We start from the raw sequence: 19,693 nt of genomic DNA, 5'->3' as shown, positions 1-19,693 counted from the left end.
AGGGAGGAATCACCATGAAAACGAAATTACAAAGAGTTTTAGCAGGTTTTCTTTCCGTCGCAGTCCTAATACCGATTGTGCCTACTTCCGCTCAGGCAGCAGCCCCAGTTGTTACCACGGATGAGGCAGTTTATGTAAATTTGGATTACTACGGAAAAACACAAGATGTGGAAATTGTGAAAGGATGCAGCTTAAACGGGAACAATCAGTTTACTGACTACGGCAGTTACAGTAATGTGGTCAATATGTCCACGGAAGCGAAACCGACCTTGTCCGGGGATTCCGTAAGCTGGAATCTTCCGAAGGGCATGACCGGCAGATTTTATTATCAATGCACACCAAAGAACGGCACGGTTAGCATACCTTGGAATTTTGATGTGTCATATAAGCTGAACGGCGTCCCTGCCGACGCAAAAAAGCTGGCCGGTGCCTCCGGAACGGTTGAAATCAATGTAAAAGCCACTCCGAATAAAAATGTGGCTGACTATTACAAGAACAACTTTCTTTTGCAGGTAGGCATGCTGGTGAAAATGAAGGATACACTAAGCGTGGAAGCACCCGGCGCACAGCTACAGTCCCTTGGCGACTATAAAGCCGTGTTATTTGCAGGCCTGCCCGGGGAAGAAAACGACTTTACCATCCGAATTGGCACAAACAGCTTTGAAACAACGGGCGTTTTCATGCTGATGATTCCCGGCACGCTCGAGCAGTTAAAGGATATCAAAGACCTGAAAGAGGATAAGGACACGTTTAAAAGCTCACTAGATGCAATACATATCAGCACAAACGAAATTCTTGGGACAATGGAAGGCATGACAACCGGGCTGAACCAACTGCAATCCGGTGCAAGCTCGCTGGACAGCGCCCGCGGCATCATCAGTTCCTCCAAAGGAAACGTCTATAACTACGCAGACAAATCCCTTGAGGACTTAACCAAGATTGCGAATAATACCAGCGCGCTCGTTCCCCATCTTCAAAAAGGACAGCAGCTCGTACTGGATGTAAACAACGATGTGAATTCCCTTGTCCAGACGCTGAATTCCTCGAAATCCGCTCTCAGTTCCCTGTCCAGCTCGATCAGCTCCATTCGGAGCGATGTGAAGGACATTCGTGATAACCTGGATGACGTAAGCGGTACAGCCAGCAAGCGCGATAAAGTAACGAATGATCTGACCTCCGACTTAAAAGCTGCAAAATTACAAGCCGATCAACTAAAAGCCGTTCTTCCCGCCATACAAAAGGACGCTGCCACGCTGCAAAAAAATGCGCTGAGCTTAAAAGACGCCCTCGGGAACGTAGACGTTTCCAAATACTACGGAGACTCCAGCATAATGAGCGTTTTAAGCACTTCGAAAAGCACGCTTGAATCCCTGCAAAAAGTTTCCGACGAAACAACCCCTTTGGTCAATAAACTCAGCGAGGTATTGGGAAAATCGGATGCATTACTAAAAACAGGCGATGATACCGTCGACATGGTGAATTCGTATTTAAGCTTAGTCGACCAAGGCATTAGTGACGCCGACGATTTGCTAAAGCATGCGAATAATGCGGGCGCAGATTTGAAAAATCTTCTTGCGATAGCAGAATCCTTAGTTGATAATATCAATACATTAAACACCACCTTGAACCAGTACAAAGACGATTCGGTGAACGCACTAAAAGACGCACAAAACCTGTTGCAAAGCCTGACAAACGGAATAGCGGACTCCCACGCTTTCCTGGCTTCGCTGGAATCCATGGTGCGGTTAAGCGGAAATAAACTGGACGACGGCACACGCAAAACCTTGAACGGCCTGATTAGTGTATTGGAGCAAAGCCTGGACGGAATTGGGAACGCCCCGACCATTCGGGACGCAAACAATAAAATTCATGACGCCATCGACAAGGAAATTGATAAATTCGAGGATGATAATAATCTCCTGAATCTTGATTCACAAGCGAAACCGATTTCCTTTACCTCTCCAAAAAACCCGGCGCCCTCCAGCGTCCAAATTGTTCTACGGACGCAAGAAATCAGTTTGGACGACAACAATGGAGAGAACGGGGATCTGGAAAAATCAGAGAATGATATGAGCGTACTGGATCGAATCAAAAATCTGTTTATAAAGCTTTGGGACGCTCTCACCTCTGTATTCTCTGATGAATAGATTTGTACAAGAAGGGCAGCGGCAAACTACAAAATGTAGTTTGCCGCTGCCTTATCGGGTTTTGTTCCTTTAAGGACGTGCAACAGACAGGCGCAAAGGGCATATAATGGCAAAACAACACTATAAAGGAGTGGCTGTATGTTCGGTGCCGTTCTAGGTTTTGCAATTTCCGGCTTGTTGTTTCTGATTCTTCATGTTACCGGTTCCGGTTCTTTCCCGCGGCCGCTCACCGCACAGGAGGAGCGCGAATGCCTGGAACGCATGAAAAACGGGGACTTGCAAGCCAAAAACAAGCTGATTGAACACAATCTTCGGCTTGTCGCCCATATTATTAAAAAATACTACGCGAATTTCAATGACCAGGACGATTTAATATCGATTGGCACAATTGGGCTGATTAAGGCTGTAAATACCTTCGACAGCAGCAAGGGGATCCGGCTTTCCAGTTACGCGGCCAGATGCATTGAAAACGAAGTGCTGATGTTTTTTCGTTCCTCGCGCAAAACCGCACAGGATATTTCTATCAACGAACCAATCGATACAGATAAAGACGGCAACACGCTGACTTTAATAGACGTTATGGCCACAGAAGACAATATTCTTGAAAACTTGGACTGTAAAATTAAATCCGAACAGCTAAAACGTTATATACGTGAAGTCCTTTCTCCACGCGAGCGGCTTATTATCGAGCTTCGCTACGGACTGACCGGACACAAGCCTTTAACACAAAGGGAAGTGGCGCAAAGACTGGGGATTTCGCGCTCATACGTCTCAAGGATTGAAAAAAAATCACTCTGCGCATTGTACAAACGGTTCACAAAATAAATACATAAAGCAAAAACCCACTCTATAAAGTCATATCTCCCCCGATGCATTGCGGAATCAGCCGGCGGCTTTTCCCGCAATGCATTTTTATGCCGCTGTCTCGGCAAGTAAGAAAAATTCGGCAAGGTTGAAGGATTTTGCGAAATAAATCGCATTATTCCTTCACTTTCTTGACATATGCCTTTTAAAAAAGTATACTTACTATTCGGTGTCTAAATTTGTCGAGTTTCCGATTTTGTGCTGGACATTGAAGGGATCGTTCAAAAATGGTAAGTGTCATACTGGTTGTAGTAATTCTTCTCGCAATTGTCTTTGACTTCATTAACGGGTTTCACGATACTGCAAATTCGATTGCGACATCCGTTTCTACGCGTGTTTTAACCCCGCGCACCGCTACCCTTATGTCGGCTTCGCTCAATTTTGTTGGCGCGCTGATCAGCGTAAACGTCGCAAACACCATTGCGTCCGGTATTGTAAACGTGCATTTGGAGCAGTACGTCATTGCTTCCGCCCTGTGCGGCGCAATTGTCTGGAACCTGATTACATGGTATATCGCACTACCGAGCAGTTCCTCCCACGCGCTGATTGGCAGCCTGATCGGTTCGGCCGTCGTGGTGACCGGCGACCTTCGGGTTGTGAACTGGATGAATATTTTGGACAAAGTGATTATCCCGCTCTTCACTTCCCCTTTCATTGGCTTTGTAATCGGATTTTTTGCCATGAAATTATTATATTTTCTTCTGAGGAATTCGTCTGAGCGTTTTGTGAATAAATGGTTTTCCAAGCTTCAGATCGGCTCTGCGGCATTGATGGCCTTTTCGCATGGAAGCAATGACGCGCAGAAAACAATGGGCATTATTACGCTGGCGTTAGTCAGCGGCGGCTTTATTAAAGCAAGCGACGGTATTCCGCTTCCGGTAAAACTGGTCTGCGCCCTATCCATGGCCCTTGGGACGTCGCTTGGCGGCTGGCGGATTATTAAAACCGTCGGCATGAATATGATTAAGCTTCAGCCCGTAGAAGGCTTTGCAGCCGAAACCTCGGCGGCGGCTGTCATTCAGGTGATGACCTCGTTAGGCGCGCCTGTAAGCACAACCCATGTGATTTCTTCCTCCATCATGGGCGTGGGTTCCTCTAAGCGCTTCTCCGCTGTAAGATGGGCAACGGCGAAGGATATCGTCGCCACCTGGTTTATCACAATCCCCGCAACCATACTGCTCGGCGCGGCGTTCACCTTCCTTTTCCGGCTATTATAATAAAATATACGGGAGCGTTTCGTTTTCGAAGCGCTCCTTTTTCATTTTCCGCCATAACCGAGCCGTATCCTCCGCTTTGGGTGATTCTGCGGATTTACCTTTACAGCACCGCCGTATCAAACTGGCTATTGTACAGCCTGGCGTAAAAACCGTTTTTCCGCATCAACTCCTCATGTTTTCCCTGTTCTACAATATCGCCGTCTTGCATGACAAGGATCAAATCCGCATTACGGATTGCGGAAAGGCGGTGACAATGACAAAGCTGGTGCGACCCCGCATCAGGTTATCCATGGCCTTTTGAATCAGGATTTCTGTGCGGGTGTCCACGCTGCCGGTCGCTTTGTCCAAAATCAGAATCTGGGGGTTTGCCAGTATCACGCGGGCTATCGTCAGCAACTGTTTCTGCCCCTGTGATACATTGCTGATTTCTTCGTTTAAAATCATATCATACCCGTCCGAAAGTGTCCGGACGAAATGATCCGTCTGCGGGTCAAAATCGCTGCGAACATAAATATCATCCGTTTTCAGAAGAGGGTATTTTTGAATATACTCTTCTTTTTCCGCCGCGGAACCCTTTGCCGAAACAAGTTGATAACCGTCCTCCATGGCTTTCTTCTGTGCATCCGTCATAAAAATCTGCATAAAGGAAAAACCTTTGGTGCTGACTGCCTCGGGCGCGGACTGTTCAATGCCGCCCTGCTGTATACCGACGTTTACAATTTTCGACATGTTCGGCAGGTTCAGGTCGATGACCGCCTCTACGGAAAGAAAAAGGATGGACAGCAGCATGGCGGCAATATAGGCTTCAAATACTTTGCGAGCTTTGCCATATCGTTGTTCCTTTCCAAAAATCACTATCCCCATCTTTTCCAATTCCTAGCGGTTTATGAACGAGATTTCCGGCTCCCGGAAGCGGTAAAAATCCGGGCAACAAAAGGGCTGCCCCGATCGCCATGATCGGGGCAGCCCTTATTTTCAGCATTACTTATTGTGTTTTTCCACTACGTCCGCAGCCGCTTCCAGCCAGGGAGCGTTGGCAAGCTCGGCAAGTCCCACATCGCAGTTTTTTGCCAGTTCCGGGTCAATCGGGCATTTGCAAAGCACTTTCAGCCCGAATTTTGCCGCGATCTCATCAACATGGCTCTCACCGAAAACCGGGATGGCTTTTCCGCAGTCCGGGCACTTTACATAGCTCATGTTTTCAACGATGCCAATAATCGGCACGTTCATCATTTTCGCCATATTCACCGCTTTGGCAACAATCATGGAAACCAGCTCCTGCGGAGAAGTGACAATGACAATGCCGTCCAGCGGGATGGACTGGAACACGGTAAGCGGAACGTCCCCGGTTCCCGGGGGCATATCAACAAACAGATAATCCACATCCGTCCAGATCACGTCCGTCCAGAACTGCTTGACGGTATTGGCAATCACCGGGCCGCGCCAGACAACCGGTGCCGTTTCATCCTCCAGAAGCAGGTTTACAGACATAACGTCGATTCCCGTATTGGTCTTTACCGGTAGCAGGCCGAATTCGCTGCCCATCGCCTTTTGCTTTAGCCCGAAAGCCTTCGGGATGGAGGGTCCGGTAACATCCGCGTCAAGAATGGCCGTATGGTTTCCGCGGCGGTTCAGCAAAACCGCAAGCATGGAGGTTACCATACTTTTCCCCACGCCGCCTTTCCCGCTTACTACGCCGATTACTTTGTGAATTTTACTCATCGGATTCGGTTTCTCAATAAAATCAGCGGGGTTAACCTTGCGGGAAGGGCAATTTTCGCCGCAGGAATCACAGTTATGCGTGCAATTTTCTTCACTCATCGAATCAGTCCTTTTCCATTACTGCGGTTTCCGCAGCACTTCTTAATCAAACTCTTCCTATTGTAAATTTATATGTTTGTTTTGTCAAACTTATTGTTTGGTCCTGTATCAAAACTCCATTTTCAGGCTGCGAAGAAAGAGATCGGAAAGAACGGTTTTCGGTTCCCTTCCCTCATGGATGACGGAATAAACCGCGCGGCAGATCGGGAGCTCCACGTTGTATTCCTGCCCCAGCTTTAAAAGGGCGGTTGTGGTCGCGACGCCCTCCGCCAATTCGCCGTAGTCCTTTCCTTTTACGAACAGCTCGCCGAATTTCCGGTTGTGGCTGTATTCCGAAAATACGGTCGCTTCATAGTCGCCCAGATGACTTAAACCGTACGCGGTGATTTCGTTTCCGCCCATCGCTTGGATCAGACGGGCAATCTCCCTTGTCCCGCGGGACATCAAAGCGCCCTTCAATGCCGTGCGGTTCAGGCCGTCCAGCATACCCCCGGCAATTCCAATGACATTTTTCGCCGCCGCGCCCACCTCGTTGCCGATCAAATCCGTACCGTAATAAAAGCGAATCAGGTCGCTGGAAAACGCCTTCACAAGGTATTCCTTAATCTCCATACTAACGCTGTCGATCACCATGCAATTCGGGATTCCACGGACAAAATTCTGAACATGCCCCGGCCCTACCCATATGGCGGACGGAACCTTAGGGGCATATTCCTGTGCAATCTGCGTCAAGCGCTTTCCCGTATCCGCTTCCAGCCCCTTCATGCACAGCACGATCGTTTTTCCACCTAAGTCCATCGCGGCCAGTTCCCGCATAAGGCCGCGAAAGCCCTGCGCCCCGATCGATATCACTAGGATCTCCGCAAATGCAACTGCTTTTTCCAAATCACTAGTAAGCAGGATTCCTTCGCCCAAGGTTACCATGCCATTTGTGCGCTGCTCTAAAAATGCCTGCAGCTTACTGGAATTTTCATGTCCGTAAAGCGTGATTGTATGATTCAACCTGTCAAGATACCATGCGATAAAGCTGCCCCATCTTCCGCAGCCGATTACGGTTATATTCATGTTATCCCCTCCGTTTTCCAATAGTATACCATACGATTGCCAAAATAGGAAAAATTTCCGTCAATCGGACAATTCCATGGCGTCCAATTCAAACCAGAATAGACTTCCTTTTCCTTCTTCGCTCTGTACGCCATAAGCACCCCCGTGCATGTCCAAAATCGTCTTTACAATCGAAAGGCCAAGGCCGGTACCGATCTGCGCGCGCTTATGTTCTTTATCGACCTTGTAATAACGCTCCCATATATCATTAATCTTGTCCGGAGGTATCCCATCGCCGGTATCCCGAACAGAAATCCGTACTTTGCCGTTTGAAACCGTTTGAGTAATTTCCACGATCTTATCCGCCCCGGTGTAGGTAATCGCGTTATTTACCAGATTGTACACAACCTGTGAAATTTTCAGTTCGTCCGCGTTCACGTAGATGTCCCGGTCCGCATGGAAGGAAATATGGTAATCCGTCAGCTTGGAATACCGCTGAAGAATCACGCGGATGCTTTCGGTCAGGTTGAAATCCGCGCGGCTGAGCGGCTCCGTGCCGGACTGCAGCTTCGAAATATCCAACACGTCGCTGACCAGAGAAGCAAGGCGGGTTGCCTCATCAATAATAATCTGTACATTTTCCGGCGTATTTTCGCCCGGCAGATCGCGCATAACCTCCCCGTAGCCCTTAATCATAGTCAGCGGCGTTCGAAGGTCATGGGAAATATTCGCAATCAAATCGCGGCGAAGCTCCTCCGTCCGGGAAAGCTCCCTCGCGGCGTAATTCAAAGTGTGCCCGAGCTCGGAAATTTCTTTATATCCGGTTTCATCGAAAACCGTATCATACTTTCCACTTCCAAGCATCTTGGCGGACGCATTGATATTGATAATCGGCTTTGAAATCCATTTTGAAAGGAACAGCGCAAGCAGAAGCGATAAAACCAGCATGAAAACCGTAATACAAAACAATTGGATACGTAGTGTATTGACGGTGGCGCTGACCGGGGAAATTGACGTACTGAGAAGAATCATAACCCTGCTTCCATTCGCTTTCTCCACAATCCGGGAGTAAATAATATTCTGGATTCCCCCTCTTGGGCCAATCTGGTGTATACCGTCCGGCGCCATGTCTTCCCTTGAAAATTGCCGAAAAAAAATTCCTCCTTCCTCCGTTGTTGCAGAAAAGATTTGAGAAAGGCTGAGCGGATTCAGGCGGCTGATCAGGCTGGCGGGCATAATATCTTGGTAATAAGATATATTCCCGTATTCGTCGCAGATCAGGATGGCGACCTGATTTCCCTGTGAAATAGACTGCAGCGTTGATTCAAAATCCTCAGAATCAACATGTTTCACAATGGTCTGCGCGGTCGATTTCACCTCGTTAATCTTAATAAACTGATAAAACCGGTCGAGAAAGACCACCTGAAACACCCAGAGCAGAATCAGCATAATGAGTGTAAAACCCGCAAAACAGGCGAAAATCCGCCATTTAATGCTAATCCGCCTAAACTGTTCCCTCAGCTTCAAATCGGTATCCCACCCCTCTAAGCGTCACAATATAACGGCTGTAATCCTTCAGGCTTTTCCGCAGAAGCTTAATGTGAGTGTCCAACGTGCGGTCGTCGCCGTAAAAATCGTAGCCCCACACATTTGTAATCAGCTTTTCCCTTGTCAGGGCAATCCCATTATTGTCCACAAGATAAAAGAGCAAATCGTATTCCTTTGGGGAAAGATCCACCTTTTCCCCATCAACCGTCACGATGCGCCCTGTAAAATCAATGGTAAGGCCTCCAAAGCGCCGGATATCCTTCTGCGTTCCGTTTTTCTCCTGGTTGGTGCGCTTGATAATCGCGTTAATCCGAAGCATCAGCTCCTTCGGGGAAAAGGGCTTTACGACATAATCGTCTATTCCAAGCTCAAAGCCCCGTATCTTATCGTATTCCTCACCGCGCGCACTCAGCATAAGCACCGGAACAGAAGAAAATTCGCGGATTTCTTTTACCGCGGAAAATCCGTCCAAAACCGGCATCATGATATCCATCAGCACAATATCATACACCTCCGGACGCTCCCGGCAAAGGGCAACCGCTTCTTCCCCGTTGCTCGCTTCCGCTACGGAATGTCCTTCAAAAACCGCATATTTTTTAATAAGCTCCCTTATTTTTCCCTCATCGTCTACAATAAGAATATGATACATGACCAATTCCCCCTGCATGGTAATGTTATTTTAAACCGGCAAAGTGAAAGTACTGTGATAATTTTGCAATTGTATTTTAACATACATTCTGCTTTCCGGAATAGTGCTTAAATGTTATATAAATGTATAATTTTTATGAAGTGCCCTGAAACGCAACTACGCGCCCATAAATCAATTCTTTTCAATTCGAAAAGCGCACAAGTCTACACTATTCCGGACTAAGTATCACGCCACACAGAAGTATGGGAGGGTTTCTGCGCAATAATATACTGTACTGGAAACCGTACAGGGACGAATACCTGCTAAAACATGCGGAAAAGCCCCGGCAGATTTCTCTGCCAGGGCTCCGAGCTGGATAGGATACTGTTAGTCGAACACACCGGTAGAAAGATAACGCTCGCCGGTATCCGGCAGGAGCGCCACAATCAGCTTTCCCTTGTTTTCCGGACGTTGTGCAAGCTGGGTTGCGGCAAATACAGCCGCGCCCGCGGAAATGCCCACCAAAAGGCCCTCGCGTGCCGCAAGTTTTTTCGTAGTGGAAAACGCGTCCTCATTCGCTACGGGAATCACTTCGTCCAGGACATCGGTGTTCAGAATATCCGGGACAAAACCCGCGCCAATTCCCTGAATGCTATGCGGGCCGGATTTTCCCTCGGTAATAACCGGAGAGCTGGCCGGCTCAACGCCGACGACCTTCACATTCGGATTGTGCGCTTTGAGCGCCTCACCAACGCCGGTAACCGTACCTCCCGTACCGATTCCCGCGACAAAAATGTCGACCTTCCCGTCGGTATCGCGCCAGATTTCCTGCCCGGTCGTTGCGCGGTGCACCGCCGGATTGGCGGGGTTCACAAACTGGCCGGGAATATAGGAATTCGGGATTTCCTTGGCAAGCTCGTTTGCCTTTTCAATCGCGCCCCTCATTCCCTTCGCCCCTTCCGTCAGCACAAGCTCCGCACCCAGCGCAGAAACCAGCCTGCGGCGCTCAAGGCTCATCGTTTCAGGCATGGTCAGAATAATGCGGTACCCTCTCGCCGCCGCGACAAACGCAAGTCCCACGCCGGTATTGCCGCTGGTCGGCTCGATGATGGTCGTATCCTTATTGATAACCCCTTTTTCTTCCGCGTCTTTAATCAGCGCGTAGCCGACCCGATCCTTAACGGAGGAAAGGGGATTAAAATATTCCAGCTTTCCCACAACGTTTGCTTCCAGGTTTTCCGCCTTTTCATAATTTGTCAGCTCTAAAAGAGGGGTATTGCCAATCAGTTCCGTCAAATTCTTCGCAATAGCCATAATGGTCTCTCCTTCAATCAATCTATTTCTTATTATAGTATTTCATCATGGAGCTTTACAAGCCGCAACAATAAATATTCCGGTTGGCTCTTAAGAAATGTAGCCTTTTCACGAGCTCGCCTTCCAATTCATTATAAATCCTACCAATTTAGTAATATATTTATCTTGCAATTAGTATACGCTTTATATATAATAAAGTCAATAGGAAAACTTAACTTTATATTGCAAGGATTCCGGAAGGCTGCTAAGATAAGGAATTGTAAGGAGAGAAAACCTATGAAGTTATCTACGAAAAGTCGTTACGCGCTTGAAGGGATGCTGTATATGGCGGTTTACGGAAAGGACCGTCTGCTTACTGTGAAAGAAATAGCCGCCGGTACAGCCGTATCCCCGGCATATATGGAACAAATATTTTTCACCTTAAAAAAAGCCGGCCTGGTATCAACGGTACGCGGTGCAAAGGGCGGCTTCACTTTGGGGTATCCGGAAAACGAAATTACGGTCGGCAGGATCATCCGCGCAATCGACGGGGATCTTGTACCGGTTTCCTGCGTGGCCAATTTGTCCTCCTGTAAAAGCAAGGCCCGCTCAAACTGCATAAGCCGGTACGTTTGGATCCGGATTTCAGATGCAATTGCAAAAACAGCGGACAAACAGACGCTGGAAATGCTGAAAGACCAGTTTATGAAGGAAAGCGACGGTGCGGAAAATGAAGATATCCACTAAAGGAAGATACGGCCTGCGCGCCATGATCGATTTGGCAGTCAACAGCAACGGGGGCTGCGCGTCGCTTGCCGGCATATCCGAGCGCCAAGATTTATCGCTGAATTACCTGGAAAGCATCTTTTCCTATTTAAAGCGCGCGGGCCTGGTGATCGGCATTGCCGGCGCGCAGGGCGGTTACATGCTTGCAAAACCGGCGGATGAAATCACCCTCTACGAAATCATGACGGTTTTGGAGGGGGACATGTCCGTGTACGACAAATTCGGGCCAACAACGAAAATACGAAGCTTCTTGAACAAAAACGTCTGGGACGTCATCGACAAAAATGTAAACGAAGTGCTGACAGGAACCACCATGGCGGATGTAATCAAAAATATTGAAAACAGCCGCCTGTCCGAAGACTGCTCCGCATTATAAAAAAACGCGCCAGATGAGCAGGGCTTGGGGATTTACGAAAGCAAGACGGTTTTAACCATCCCGCTTCAAGCGGAGGCGCAAGGGGCACAAAAGGAAAGACTGCACCGAGAGACAAAACCTTCGGTGCAGTCTTTCCATTTTTTTACACTTATGAATAAGATAATTGAATCCTTAGCCATCCTTATTGTTGCAATGCATATCAAAAAGTCCCCGGACATCCAAAACCGGTTCCACAAACAAAATCCCATTTCCGGGAAGGTTCATGTGAAGCTCTTGAAACAAATGATCCACTACTTTATCGATTAACTCGCTTGGCATAAGAATTATAACCAATTCCTTCTCCGGTTCTATTTCCATGCCGAGCAATTTGGTAGCGAAGTTCGAACCGGTTCCCCGACCATGCAGGATTGTACCGCCCTTGACACCTAATTTGCGTGCAATATCCATTACATCGTTCGCCATGCCGCGATTGACAACTACCGTCAGTTTTTTGAACATACTCTCTTCCTCCATACCTTGCACTATATTCCAAGTGCCCTGCTTATTGTTAATTATCTGGCTCGCGACTGTTACAGGCATCGTATAGATAATTCCATGACCGGGTTCATCAAGCTGGAGCTCTTTGGTAAAAAAATCTAGTGTCTCTATTGCTTTTTCTTTCACAATGAGGATATTAACAATTTCCTTTTTCTGGCTCTTTATGCCAAACAAATTTAAAGTAGGACTTTTTACCGTGCCTTTGCCAAGCAGTATTATCCCGTCGTGCATCTCTTTCATTTTGGCAATACGGACAAATTTCTGGCATTGATGTTCACTTAGGATGAGTGTCATCAGCAGAAACGGTTGTTGGACAGCCTGTTCCTCCATTTGCTTATCCATGATTACCTCCTGTCGATCATTCATTTAAAGCAGAATCAGATGCCTTGCGCGATTTTGCCTGATAAAGTGCGCCAAGCAGTTCGATTGCTAGAATCGGCATCATTGCAACAATTGCTATCATACCAAAGCCATCTACCACCACATCGGCCGTCGGAACTTGTGCAGCAACCCCCTGGACAAAGGCAAGGGAGAAAGTGGCCGTCATCGGTCCGGAAGCAACGCCGCCTGTATCATATGCCATACCCACAAATAAGTCAGGTATAAAGTAAGCCAATATTACGGCGAGGCCAAATCCAGGAAGCAAATACATCCATAACTGGATACTGGGTATGAGAATCCTCAAAGCAGACATAAAGATTGACAAGCCTACTGCCACAGACAAGAATATGAGAACCAAATTGCGTTTGACTGACCCGCCGGTGACGTCCTCCACCTGATAGGTTAAGACATGGACAGCCGGTTCGGCCAAGACAGTAGTAAGCCCGAGCAGCAAAGCTATAAGGAGAACCGGAATGTTTGAGTCCATCGAAGCAAGCCGTATTCCCAACTGCGTGCCTACTTCCATAAACCCGCCATTCACACCCAATAAAAATACCACAAGTCCTAAAAAAGTCAAGACTAAGCCCCGGAAAATATCGATTACCTCACGTTTTCTGTCTTTAAAGAAAAACACCTGAAATATGATATATGCAATAATAATCGGCAGCAATGTCAAGAAGGACTCCCATGCAATGTGAAACAGTTTGGAACCATACGCCTCCAAAAGATTACCGTGCGTTATTTCCGCTTCCGGCAAAGAGCCGTTCAGTTTCTCGCCTTCAAGAAAAAGGCCGGCAATTAAAACGCCGAAGATTGCGCCTGCCGAAGAAATACCCACCAAACCGAAACTGTCGGCTTCACTCAGTTTACTGTCTTTTTTCATAGCGGAAACGCCGGCAGCCAATGCCAACATAAAGGGAACGGTAATCGCGCCCGTCGTAGCCCCGGAAGCATCAAATGCGATGGCCAGAAAATCCGGCGATGAGAACAATGACAGGAGAAAAATTAGGGCATATGCGCAAGTAAACACAAATTTCAGCCGGATATTCCTAAGGATGCGCAGCATTCCAAGAGTCATCATCGTCCCAATTCCAACAGAAACAGCAAATACCATCAGGTCTTTCTTAAACTGACCGGAAGTTACGCTGTCCACCTGTTTCGCAAGAATATGTATATCCGGCTCTGCACAGGAAATAAAAAAACCTAAAATCAAGCTGACAGTAACCAATACGGCGTAGCTGTTGGATTGCGTAATGGCATTGCCAATGCCATGCCCAATGGGTTCCAGCCCCTGATCAATTCCGAACAGGAATATCGTCAAACCGATAATTACCAGAGCGGAACCAATGAGAAAAGCGTATAGCATATTCGCTTCTAATGGGCTTACAGTAAAATGGAGTAACAAAACAATACATGTAATCGGTAATACGGACGTCAGCACTTCTCGAAATTTTCCAGTTAACTCGTTCAAATCATCACCTCTTAAACGTTAAAATATTCTACTACGCTGCCATTCGCTGAAATTTACGCTGGACAAACTTCAAAAGTCATCCGCCCTGCAAGCATAACGTTGCAGATCCTTTCAATGTTCCTAGGAAACATGAGATATCTTTGCTTTTTTAGTCCTGTGACAATATTTGTACTACATTTTGCTTGCTTTTTAAGCTATGCAAAGGGGTGGCTGCCAACGGCTGTATCTGCCTCCAACAGGAATTACAAATATTATAACATATTGAGATGAAAATTTGTAAACAAAGATAAAACACCTTTCACCGCACACCGTATTTTTGCGTGAATACCATTGACTTCCACATCCGGCAAGAACCAAAAACGGCATAGCCGGTTCATACAAATAAACGATGATCCGCTATGCCGTTATTTTTTCGGATTTAAAAACCTGAAAGCAAACCTTCTTTATTAATTTCCGTCTTCCAGACTGATTTCATTAAATTTCTCCGTTAAATCCTTCGTTTGTAAAGCGACCTTCTCTTCCCCGGCTGCGTCAAGAACAATCCCGCCCCGATGCATCATAATGAGCCTGTCGCCATAGCGTATGGCGTATTTCAGATTATGTGTAACCATAAGCACCGTCAATTTTTTCTCGCCGACAATACGCTGCGTCAGCTCCATAACATTTTCGCTGGAACGGGGGTCCAGCGCCGCTGTGTGTTCATCCAGAATCAAAAGGTCAATCGGCGTCATCGTGGAAATCAACAGAGCGAGCGCCTGCCGCTGCCCGCCGGAAAGACTGGAAACCGGCAGATTCAGTTTATCCTCCAAGCCGAGCTTTAAAAGCTCCAGCTGTGAACGGTAGTAAGGGATACGCTTCCTGTTAATGCCGAAATGCAAACCGAAACGCGTCCCTTTATTGTCCGCAAGGGCCATATTTTCCAGGATCGTTAACTGTGGGCAGGTTCCCTTGGAAGGATCCTGAAACACGCGCCCGATAAATTCGGAATGCTGATGTTCCGGCAATCTGCTGATTTCTTTCCCATTAACGGATACGGAGCCGCTGTCGATGGGAACGCTGCCGCAGAGGATATTCAAAATGGTTGTTTTCCCGGAACCGTTGCTCCCGATAACAGCCACAAACTGCCCCTTGGGGATTTCCAGATTAAAATTTTGGAACAGCCGGATTTCATTCAGGGAATCGCGGTTAAAGGTTTTACAGATTCGGCGCATCGCCACATAGTCCGCCATCGTATCAGATTTGTGTTGGGTTGACATTCGAATTCTTCCCCCTTCCCGCAAAAACCTTATTGAAAACCAGCACAACCGTAAGTATGACCGCCATTAAAAAGTTGAGGTAGTTTGTCGGCATTCCAAGCTGCATGGCAATCGTCAGGCAGGCTTTATACAGGATGGAACCGATTATGACAGCGGTCGTCGCTTTGATGAATTTAGCTTTACGGAGAAGACTGGTGCCAATGATAACGGAAGCAAGCGCCATAACGACCATACCCTTCCCGCTCGCCACATTCGCGGTCTCTGTCTGCTGGCTCAAAATGCAGCCGGCAAGCGCTGTGCAGCCATTGCCGATGGCCAACCCGATAATTTTCATTGTACCGGGATTTTTCCCGAGCGAAATAACATACTGCGCATTATCGCCCGCCGCGCGGAGTAAAAGGCCGGATTTCGTTTTCAAATATACATCCAGCAGAAGCTTGACAAGGATGCAGGTTCCTGCTACGATTACCAATACCCGGAAATCGGCGGAAAGGTTTCCGGCAACGGTACCGAAAAATCCGGAATTAAAAATGGTGTCCTTGTTATAAAAAGGCATGACCGCTTTTCCGTCCAAAATCACCAGATTGACGCTCAGCAGTCCGGTCATCACCAGAATACCCGAAAGCAGATCCGTTATTTTCAGCTTTACATGCAGCAATCCGGTGACACAGCCCGCGATTGCGCCGCAGCCGAAGGCTGCTAGACAGGAAAGCCACGGGTCAACGCCGGCGGTAATCAGCACGGCGGCAATGCAGGAACCGAGCGGGAAGGTACTGTCAACCGACAGATCGGGGAAATCCAGCACCTTATAGGTAATATAAACGCCAATGGCCATAATGCCGTAAATAAAGCCTTCCTGCAGCACATTTACAAGCAGGCCGAGTAGGATATCCATCTTGTGTTCCCCAGCTTTCTATTATTTCGTTACCGCGGCGGCCGTTGCGTATTCTTCCGGCAACTTCAATTGAAGCTTCTCCATAACCGCTTTGTTGTATACCGGGGTGCAGTCCTTCACCATATATACCGGGGTATCGGAAGCTTTTGCCCTTCCCGTCAGAATATCCGCCGCCATCTTTCCGGTTACCTTTCCAAGCGCAACATAATCGATGCTCTGCGATGCAAGGCACCCGTTTTTCACCTGCTCCTCTTCGGAACCGAAAACGGGAATTTTCGCGCCGTCCGCAACCTGCAGAACGGTGGACAGGTTATCCACCACATTGTTGTCGGTGAAGTTATTGATGCAGTCAACCCCCTTTGAAACAATGGAAGCCGCAGCGGCAGCAACTTCGGAAGCATTTGTCACACCGATATCCACAACCTCAAAATTGTATTTCGGTGCAAGCGCTTTAAACTTCGCTAACTGGGAAACGGAATTCGGCTCGCTTGTCGTGTACAGAATCCCGATTTTCTTTGCGACGGGCAAAAACGCACGGATCATTTTAATCTGCTGTTCAAGAGGCAGAACATCGGATGTGCCCGTACAGTTTCCTCCGGGCTTTTCGTTGGATTTCACAATACCAGCCGCAACCGGATCGGAAACCGCGGTGAACACAACCGGGATATTCGCGCTTCTTGCCGCGCTGTATGCGGACATGGCCGCCGGCGTTGCAATGCCCACGATTAAGTCGTACTTCTTAGAAACCATATTCTTTGCAATCAGGTCACCATTCGCATTGTCCCCCTGCGCGTTTTGAAAATCAATCGTATGGTCTTTCAGCCCGGCTTCTTCAAGCCCCTGCTGAAAGCCTGTATAGCAGTTATCCAGCGAAGGGTGCGTCGCATACTGGATCACGCCGATTTTATATTTTTTCGGGCCATCCGTTTTCCCATCGGCAGAACCTGCCGAACCGGATGAACAGGCAGCCAGCGCCGCCATTACAGAAACTGCCGTAAATACCGCCAATATTCTTTTCATTGCATTTTTCATATCAATTTCTCCCCGCATGTAAAGTTATTTTGATGAAAATGGATTTTAAAAATGACAGCCCCGCCATCGCTTGTTAAATAAACGCATAATCGCCACTCCTTGACCTGAAATTGGAAATAAAAAAGCCCTTGCCCCTGCTAAACAGGGACAAGAGCATTCACTCCTGCGGTACCACCCAAATTGGCGTTAAACACGCCCGCTTTTTCCATACACAATCATGTATGCTTCCTTGATAACGGGTGAAGTTCCCGTCAAAAGCTACTCGGCGGCTCAACCGCTTTTCGTTTTGCCCTCATAAGTCCATTCCACCGGTCATGCTCCGCCGCAATCCCACCATCTACGGCTCTCTTTGCGAACAAAATACCGGTTTACTACTCTTAATCATCGGTTTCTATGTATTATTTTTAAATTATTATATGCTGCTTGAAAAAAATTGTCAAGACAAACTCGTTTTTTATGAAGAATATTGTAACATTCCCTTATTAATTTCATTGATATTATATTTTAAGAAATTTTTATTAATTCCTACAGATTCAAACAATCCTGTCGATATAAAAATTAGGTGTTTGTAATGTGTCGATTTATGTAACTACGTAAATCCAATTTAATCATTCCGAACGAAAACGTTCAATGCAATATCGGAGGTATGTTTGTGGATATTTCAGTAATTTTAGGACTTGTCGTAGCTTTCGGATGCTTGATTGTTGGTTATACATTGGAACATGGCGTTTTGGCTTCCCTGTTTTTGCTCAGCCCGGCTTTAATTGTTTTCGGCGGAACAGCGGGTGCAACAATCCTATCCTACAATCTTTCGGATCTTGCTGCTTCTTTTAAAGCGGTTCTTGGAACCTTTTCAAATAAATCTTCCGGCAATCCAACCGAGGTTATCCAAAAAATTACGAGTATGGCGGATACTTGCCGCCAGGGCGGTATTTTGAAATTGCAGGAATTAATTAACGACCCCGATCTGGATAAGGATGAATATACTGTATTAAAAGAAGGTATGGTTCTTGCGCTGGATATGAAAAACGCCGACGAAATCCACGAAGCACTAGAATCCAATATCAGTACGTTTAACGCGAAAAAGCAAATCGAGGTCTCCGTTTGGGTCAGCGCAGCCGGTTATTCGCCTACCCTTGGCGTTATCGGTACGGTTATGGGACTGGTACAGGTTCTGTCCCACATGACGGACGCGGAACAGCTGGTTGCCTCAATTGGTGTTGCGTTTATTGCTACATTATACGGCGTTGTTTTCGCGAACCTGATTTATATGCCGTTTGCCAACCGTTTGAAAAACACATTGAAGCGCCAGATGATTATCCGGGAAATGATGATGGAGGGAATCTGCATGATCGCCCGCGGCGAAGCATCGCGCGGCATTGAAAACAAACTTTCCGCATACTATCAGGCATTTCCGAAAGGCGACAAGCTGTATAAAGAAGGAATTCAAAAATAATCTGGAGGGGAATTCATGGCTAAAAAACGAAAAGAAGAGCCCGAAGCTGAAGAAAATAGTGAAAGATGGCTCCTTACTTATTCTGATATGATCACTCTCCTACTTGCTTTGTTTATTATTCTCTATTCCATGAGTACCATCGACGCAAAAAAAGTAGCGCAGATGGCGGAAAATTTCGGCGTCACCATGGGTACTGCAAGCAGTTTAAGCAACGCAAAGGGAACAGGCACGGGGACGGGCACCGGCACCGGAAATGGAACCGGGACCGGCAAGCAAGGTTCCGGTAAAGGCACCGCAGTCAACGAGGACGCGCTTGATGAGGTTTACCATATTCTTCAGGATTATGTGGATAAAAATAACCTTGACAATTCCGTAGGGCTTGTCAATTCCGATACATACGTCAAAATTCATTTGAAGGATACGCTGATGTTTAAGCCGGACAGCCCCACAATGCTGCCTTCAAGCGAACCGATCCTGCTGGAGATTGAAAAAGCGATCGCCAAAGTTTATGACCGTGTGGATTATATCACGATCAGCGGCCATACCGCCGACGTAGGCGAGCATACCGTAGCCAGCGACCAAGTGTCCTGGAGGTTATCGACAGAACGCGCCATTACCGTAATGAATTATTTTGTCAGCTACGGGCTTCAGCAAGATAAGCTGTCTATTCAGGGATTTGCCCACTTCTCCCCAATTGCTTCCAATCATACGCCGGAAGGCCGGGCCAAAAACCGTCGTGTTGAAATCACCATCGTCAAATATCCTTCCAACAAAAATGGAACCAGTTCCACAGCAGGCAATGCGGTTGCTCCAAGCAGCTCTTCCGCAGCATCCGGCGCATCAAACGGTGCTGTTTCCAACACAGGTACCAGCCGCGCAGCAACAAGCAGCGCGGCTTCGGCCAGCACCGGCACAAGCAGTACAAAATAAATGAAAGCGGG

The 19,693-nt window shown here is 47.4% G+C and carries 17 protein-coding genes, 1 pseudogene and 1 other annotated feature; of the genes and pseudogenes, 7 read left to right on the top strand and 11 right to left on the bottom strand.

Annotated features, from left to right (window positions below; translation table 11 throughout):
* Positions 1–14 precede the first annotated feature (14 nt).
* From P9B68_RS03920 to P9B68_RS03910, 3 genes are all read left to right on the top strand, one after another.
* Entirely contained in the window at positions 15–2,147 is a 2,133-nt protein-coding gene (locus P9B68_RS03920) for a coiled-coil domain-containing protein (RefSeq protein WP_277668483.1), read from the top strand.
* Between the two features lie 138 nt (positions 2,148–2,285).
* Positions 2,286–2,972 carry an RNA polymerase sporulation sigma factor SigK gene (sigK, locus tag P9B68_RS03915; RefSeq protein ID WP_135659823.1) on the top strand — a complete coding sequence of 229 codons (687 nt, stop codon included), beginning with the start codon at positions 2,286–2,288 and terminating at the stop codon, positions 2,970–2,972.
* 266 nt (positions 2,973–3,238) lie between these two features.
* Positions 3,239–4,228: an inorganic phosphate transporter gene (locus P9B68_RS03910; RefSeq protein WP_135659825.1), complete on the top strand. Its 990-nt coding sequence runs from the start codon at positions 3,239–3,241 to the stop codon at positions 4,226–4,228.
* Positions 4,229–4,328: 100 nt separating this feature from the next.
* Here the strand turns inward: P9B68_RS03910 and P9B68_RS03905 are convergent.
* The 6 genes and pseudogenes from P9B68_RS03905 to cysK form a co-directional block, all read right to left on the bottom strand.
* Positions 4,329–4,705: pseudogene (locus P9B68_RS03905) on the bottom strand (ATP-binding cassette domain-containing protein); the annotation flags it as partial.
* Positions 4,706–5,209: 504 nt separating this feature from the next.
* Positions 5,210–6,049 carry an Mrp/NBP35 family ATP-binding protein gene (locus P9B68_RS03900; protein ID WP_135659827.1) on the bottom strand — a complete coding sequence of 280 codons (840 nt, stop codon included), beginning with the start codon at positions 6,047–6,049 and terminating at the stop codon, positions 5,210–5,212.
* Between the two features lie 108 nt (positions 6,050–6,157).
* Positions 6,158–7,114, bottom strand: coding sequence for an NAD(P)H-dependent glycerol-3-phosphate dehydrogenase (locus tag P9B68_RS03895; RefSeq protein WP_277668482.1), 957 nt, complete (start codon positions 7,112–7,114; stop codon positions 6,158–6,160).
* Positions 7,115–7,174: 60 nt separating this feature from the next.
* Positions 7,175–8,620, bottom strand: a complete 1,446-nt coding sequence (locus P9B68_RS03890; RefSeq protein ID WP_243112999.1) for a sensor histidine kinase — start codon at positions 8,618–8,620, stop codon at positions 7,175–7,177.
* Positions 8,598–9,290, bottom strand: a complete 693-nt coding sequence (locus tag P9B68_RS03885; RefSeq protein ID WP_135659831.1) for a response regulator transcription factor — start codon at positions 9,288–9,290, stop codon at positions 8,598–8,600. The genes P9B68_RS03890 and P9B68_RS03885 overlap by 23 nt, the downstream gene beginning before the upstream one ends.
* 366 nt (positions 9,291–9,656) lie before the next feature.
* A complete protein-coding gene (cysK, locus tag P9B68_RS03880; RefSeq protein ID WP_462675519.1) occupies positions 9,657–10,583 on the bottom strand; it encodes a cysteine synthase A in 927 nt (308 codons plus the stop codon).
* 276 nt (positions 10,584–10,859) lie between these two features.
* On the opposite strand from cysK, the gene P9B68_RS03875 reads away from it, so the two are divergent.
* Both P9B68_RS03875 and P9B68_RS03870 read left to right on the top strand, forming a co-directional pair.
* The gene (locus P9B68_RS03875) at positions 10,860–11,309 is read left to right on the top strand and encodes an RrF2 family transcriptional regulator (protein WP_135659833.1); all 450 of its coding nucleotides are present in this window, start codon (positions 10,860–10,862) and stop codon (positions 11,307–11,309) included.
* Complete coding sequence (locus P9B68_RS03870) at positions 11,293–11,724, top strand: RrF2 family transcriptional regulator (RefSeq protein ID WP_277668481.1); 432 nt, start codon at positions 11,293–11,295, stop codon at positions 11,722–11,724. The genes P9B68_RS03875 and P9B68_RS03870 overlap by 17 nt, the downstream gene beginning before the upstream one ends.
* Before the next feature lie 171 nt (positions 11,725–11,895).
* On the opposite strand, the gene P9B68_RS03865 is transcribed toward P9B68_RS03870, so the two are convergent.
* The 5 genes from P9B68_RS03865 to P9B68_RS03845 all read right to left on the bottom strand — a co-directional run bounded on the left by P9B68_RS03865 (position 11,896) and on the right by P9B68_RS03845 (position 17,296).
* Entirely contained in the window at positions 11,896–12,603 is a 708-nt protein-coding gene (locus P9B68_RS03865) for a P-II family nitrogen regulator (protein ID WP_243113000.1), read from the bottom strand.
* A gap of 16 nt (positions 12,604–12,619) precedes the next feature.
* Positions 12,620–14,113: a DUF1538 domain-containing protein gene (locus tag P9B68_RS03860; protein WP_277668480.1), complete on the bottom strand. Its 1,494-nt coding sequence runs from the start codon at positions 14,111–14,113 to the stop codon at positions 12,620–12,622.
* A gap of 446 nt (positions 14,114–14,559) precedes the next feature.
* Positions 14,560–15,369 (bottom strand): ABC transporter ATP-binding protein, encoded by an 810-nt coding sequence (locus tag P9B68_RS03855; protein WP_135659839.1) that lies wholly within the window; start codon positions 15,367–15,369, stop codon positions 14,560–14,562.
* Positions 15,347–16,264 carry an ABC transporter permease gene (locus tag P9B68_RS03850; protein WP_135659841.1) on the bottom strand — a complete coding sequence of 306 codons (918 nt, stop codon included), beginning with the start codon at positions 16,262–16,264 and terminating at the stop codon, positions 15,347–15,349. Before P9B68_RS03850 ends, P9B68_RS03855 begins: the two co-directional genes overlap by 23 nt.
* 21 nt (positions 16,265–16,285) lie before the next feature.
* On the bottom strand, positions 16,286–17,296 hold the full coding sequence (locus P9B68_RS03845) for an ABC transporter substrate-binding protein (RefSeq protein ID WP_243113001.1): 1,011 nt from the start codon (positions 17,294–17,296) through the stop codon (positions 16,286–16,288).
* 140 nt (positions 17,297–17,436) lie between these two features.
* Positions 17,437–17,690, bottom strand: a binding site (T-box leader).
* A 258-nt stretch (positions 17,691–17,948) separates the two neighbouring features.
* On the opposite strand from P9B68_RS03845, the gene P9B68_RS03840 reads away from it, so the two are divergent.
* Both P9B68_RS03840 and P9B68_RS03835 read left to right on the top strand, forming a co-directional pair.
* Positions 17,949–18,752, top strand: a complete 804-nt coding sequence (locus tag P9B68_RS03840; protein WP_135659845.1) for a motility protein A — start codon at positions 17,949–17,951, stop codon at positions 18,750–18,752.
* 15 nt (positions 18,753–18,767) lie between these two features.
* The gene (locus P9B68_RS03835; protein WP_135659847.1) at positions 18,768–19,682 is read left to right on the top strand and encodes an OmpA/MotB family protein; all 915 of its coding nucleotides are present in this window, start codon (positions 18,768–18,770) and stop codon (positions 19,680–19,682) included.
* Positions 19,683–19,693 lie beyond the last annotated feature (11 nt).

It is taken from the genome of Caproiciproducens galactitolivorans, from assembly GCF_029266045.1.
GTDB classification, from domain to species: Bacteria; Bacillota; Clostridia; order Oscillospirales; family Acutalibacteraceae; genus Caproiciproducens; species Caproiciproducens galactitolivorans.
This window is presented reverse-complemented; position numbering and strand designations above follow the sequence as displayed.